The sequence below is a fragment of the Thiomonas sp. 13-64-67 genome (assembly GCF_002282795.1).
In the GTDB taxonomy this organism is placed as follows: domain Bacteria; phylum Pseudomonadota; class Gammaproteobacteria; order Burkholderiales; family Burkholderiaceae_C; genus Thiomonas; species Thiomonas arsenitoxydans.
Map to the genome: position 1 here is coordinate 1 of NZ_NCKP01000100.1, position 4,088 is coordinate 4,088.

4 protein-coding genes and 2 rRNA genes are annotated in these 4,088 nt (G+C 56.8%); all 6 read left to right on the top strand.

The annotated features are described in order from the left end of the window. Positions 1-397, top strand: a 23S ribosomal RNA gene (locus B7X30_RS14940); the annotation flags it as partial. A 68-nt stretch (positions 398-465) separates the two neighbouring features. After that, positions 466-578: ribosomal RNA gene (gene rrf, locus B7X30_RS14945) — 5S ribosomal RNA — on the top strand. Between the two features lie 93 nt (positions 579-671). Beyond that, positions 672-1,046: a 30S ribosomal protein S12 gene (gene rpsL / locus B7X30_RS14950; RefSeq protein ID WP_013107284.1), complete on the top strand. Its 375-nt coding sequence runs from the start codon at positions 672-674 to the stop codon at positions 1,044-1,046. A 96-nt stretch (positions 1,047-1,142) separates the two neighbouring features. Beyond that, on the top strand, positions 1,143-1,613 hold the full coding sequence (gene rpsG, locus B7X30_RS14955) for a 30S ribosomal protein S7 (RefSeq protein WP_013107283.1): 471 nt from the start codon (positions 1,143-1,145) through the stop codon (positions 1,611-1,613). A gap of 20 nt (positions 1,614-1,633) precedes the next feature. Next, positions 1,634-3,739, top strand: coding sequence for an elongation factor G (fusA, locus tag B7X30_RS14960; protein ID WP_276708712.1), 2,106 nt, complete (start codon positions 1,634-1,636; stop codon positions 3,737-3,739). A gap of 52 nt (positions 3,740-3,791) precedes the next feature. Next, positions 3,792-4,088: GTP-binding protein (locus B7X30_RS14965; protein ID WP_286730665.1), on the top strand; the 297-nt coding region annotated here is incomplete at its 3' end.

A 4,088-nucleotide genomic window follows, 5' to 3' on the forward strand; every position in this document is an offset into this window, starting at 1 on the left:
GGCTCATCTCATCCTGGGGCTGTAGCCGGTCCCAAGGGTATGGCTGTTCGCCATTTAAAGAGGTACGTGAGCTGGGTTTAAAACGTCGTGAGACAGTTTGGTCCCTATCTTCCGTGGGCGTTGGAGGCTTGAGAGGGGCTGCTCCTAGTACGAGAGGACCGGAGTGGACGAACCTCTGGTGTACCGGTTGTCACGCCAGTGGCATCGCCGGGTAGCTAAGTTCGGAAAAGATAACCGCTGAAAGCATATAAGCGGGAAACTTGCCTCAAGATAAGGCCTCCCTGGAGACTTGATCTCCCTAAAGGGTCGTTGAAGACGACAACGTTGATAGGCTGGGTGTGGAAGCGCAGTAATGTGTTGAGCTAACCAGTACTAATTGCCCGTGCGGCTTGATCCTATAATTTTGACCATAGAGATGCAATCGATCAGCTTTTGAATTGGACGAGTTTTCGTCAACAAGTTATGCCTGATGACCATGGCGAACTGGAACCACCCCTTCCCATCCCGAACAGGGCCGTGAAACAGTTCAGCGCCGATGATAGTGCGCATTCGCGTGTGAAAGTAGGACATCGTCAGGCTACCCTAACGAGCCCGGCCATCCCCTGATGGCCGGGCTTTTGTCATGTTGTTTTGTTCCAGTTACCGTACTCCAGCAGGAGTGAGGAAGATCTATGCCGACGATCAATCAATTGGTTCGCTCTCCTCGTGTGAGCGAGCGTATCAAATCCAAAAGCCCTGCGATGGAGAACAGCCCGCAGCGTCGTGGTGTGTGCACCCGTGTCTACACAACGACACCGAAGAAGCCTAACTCCGCGCTGCGTAAGGTCGCGAAGATTCGATTGACCAATGGCTTCGAAGTGATTTCCTACATCGGCGGTGAGGGGCACAACTTGCAAGAGCACTCGGTCGTGCTGGTGCGTGGCGGCCGTGTCAAGGACTTGCCTGGTGTGCGTTATCACATTGTGCGCGGGGCACTGGATCTGCAGGCGGTGAAAGACCGTAAGCAGTCACGCTCGAAATATGGCGCCAAACGCCCGAAGAAATAACTCGATTTACTTGATTGCAAATCGATTTCCGTCCGCATCTGCGGAGTAAGCAGCCCAAATAGGGCTTGGGCTCAGCCCAACTGAATTGGAGAAATCATGCCTCGTCGTCGCGAAGTAGAGAAGCGAGAAATTCTGCCGGACCCGAAGTTCGGTAGCGTAGATGTTGCCAAATTTATGAACGTTGTCATGCTCTCCGGCAAGAAAGCCGTTGCAGAGCGCATCGTCTATGGTGCCTTTGACACGATTCAAGAAAAATCTGGCAAAGATCCCCTCGAAGTGTTTTCGGCTGCCATGGGCAATGTCCGCCCCATGGTTGAGGTCAAGTCCCGCCGTGTTGGCGGTGCCAACTATCAAGTTCCTGTCGAGGTGCGGCCCTCGCGCCGTATGGCCCTCGCGATGCGCTGGATTCGTGAGGCTGCGAAGAAGCGCAATGAAAAGTCGATGCAGCAGCGCTTGGCCAATGAACTGCTTGAGGCCGCTGAAGGTCGCGGCTCTGCAATGAAGAAGCGTGACGAAGTGCACCGTATGGCTGAAGCCAACAAAGCCTTCTCGCATTTCCGCTTCTAAACATTTATCTGGATTTCATCATGGCACGAACTACCCCGATCGAGCGTTACCGAAATATCGGTATCTCTGCGCACATCGACGCTGGCAAAACTACGACGACTGAGCGCATTTTGTTTTATACCGGCGTCAATCACAAAATTGGCGAGGTGCATGACGGCGCTGCCACGATGGACTGGATGGAGCAAGAGCAGGAGCGCGGAATCACCATCACCTCGGCTGCGACGACCTGCTTCTGGAAGGGGATGGATCGTTCCCTGCCTGACCACCGCATCAACATCATCGATACCCCTGGCCACGTGGACTTCACCATTGAGGTGGAGCGCTCCATGCGCGTGCTGGACGGCGCGTGCATGGTGTATTGCGCCGTGGGCGGCGTGCAGCCCCAGTCGGAAACCGTCTGGCGTCAGGCCAATAAGTACAAAGTGCCGCGCTTGGCCTTTGTCAACAAGATGGACCGCACCGGCGCCAACTTCTTCAAGGTCTACGATCAGATGCGCACCCGCCTCAAGGCGAACCCCGTACCTATCGTCGTGCCCATTGGCGCCGAAGAGAACTTCAAAGGTGTCGTCGATCTGCTCAAGATGAAGGCCATCATTTGGGATGAAGCATCCCAAGGTATGAAGTTCAACTATGAAGAAATTCCTGCGGAGCTGGTGGAGACCTGCAAGGAATGGCGCGAGAAAATGGTTGAGGCTGCCGCAGAGTCGAGCGAGGAGCTGATGAACCAGTACCTCGAAACCGGCGAGTTGAGCGAGGCCGAGATCAAGCAGGGTCTGCGTGCGCGCACCATCGCGAGCGAAATCCAGCCGATGCTTTGCGGTACCGCGTTCAAGAACAAGGGCGTGCAGCGCATGCTGGACGCGGTGATCGACTTTATGCCCTCCCCGATCGACATTCCTCCTGTGGCCGGACATGACGATGACGAGAAGGAGGCTGTTCGTCGGGCGGCTGACGACGAAAAGTTCTCCGCGCTCGCGTTCAAGCTGATGACTGACCCCTATGTGGGCCAGCTCACCTTCATTCGCGTGTACTCCGGCGTGCTGTCGTCGGGCGATACGGTCTACAACCCGATCAAGGGCAAGAAGGAGCGTATCGGCCGTCTGTTGCAGATGCATGCCAATAACCGTGAAGAAATCAAAGAAGTGCGCGCAGGCGACATCGCTGCAGCCGTGGGTCTGAAGGAAGTGACCACGGGCGAGACCCTGTGCAGTCCTGATGCCATCATCACCTTGGAAAAGATGGTGTTCCCCGAGCCGGTGATTGCACAGGCCGTCGAGCCCAAGACCAAGGCCGACCAGGAAAAGATGGGCCTGGCGCTCCAGCGTCTGGCGCAGGAAGACCCCTCGTTCCGCGTGAAAACGGACGAAGAGTCAGGCCAGACCATCATCTCGGGCATGGGCGAGCTGCACCTCGAAATCATCGTGGATCGCATGAAACGCGAATTTGGCGTCGACGCCAATGTCGGCAAGCCGCAGGTGGCCTACCGCGAAACCATTCGCAAGACGGTGGAAAATGCCGAGGGCAAGTTCGTGCGCCAGTCCGGTGGTAAGGGACAGTACGGCCACGTTGTGCTCAAGGTAGAGCCCAACGAAGTCGGCAAGGGCTTCGAGTTCGTCGATGCGATCAAGGGCGGCGTGGTGCCGCGTGAATACATCCCTGCGGTGCAAAAGGGTATTGAAGAATCGTTGAATTCCGGCGTGCTCGCAGGCTATCCCGTGGTGGACGTCAAGGTGACGCTGCATTTCGGTTCATACCACGATGTCGATTCCTCGGAGCAGGCGTTCAAGATCGCCGCTTCCATGGGATTCAAGGAAGGCTGCCGTAAGGCGAATCCCGTGATCCTCGAGCCGATGATGGCCGTTGAGGTGGAAACGCCTGAAGACTACGCCGGCAACGTGATGGGCGATCTGTCGTCACGCCGCGGTATGGTGCAGGGCATGGAGGATATGGTCGGCGGCGGCAAGGCGATCAAGGCCGAAGTGCCGCTGTCGGAGATGTTTGGCTACTCCACCACGCTGCGTTCCATGTCGCAAGGTCGTGCTACTTACACGATGGAGTTCAAGCATTACTCCGAGGCGCCGAAGAACGTGGCCGATGCCATTGTCAGCGCTCGCGCCAGCAAGTAATTGACCCCAATAATCGACCCCTTTCAAACGTATTCAGATAAGGAACAACATCATGGCGAAGGAAAAGTTTGAGCGGACCAAGCCGCACGTCAACGTGGGCACGATTGGTCACGTGGACCACGGCAAGACCACGCTGACCGCGGCCATCACCACCGTGCTGGCGGCCAAGTTTGGCGGATCGGCCAAGGCCTACGACCAGATTGACGCGGCGCCCGAAGAGAAGGCTCGCGGCATCACCATCAACACCGCCCACGTGGAATACGAGACGGCCAACCGCCACTACGCCCACGTCGACTGCCCCGGTCACGCCGACTACGTCAAGAACATGATCACCGGTGCCGCCCAGATG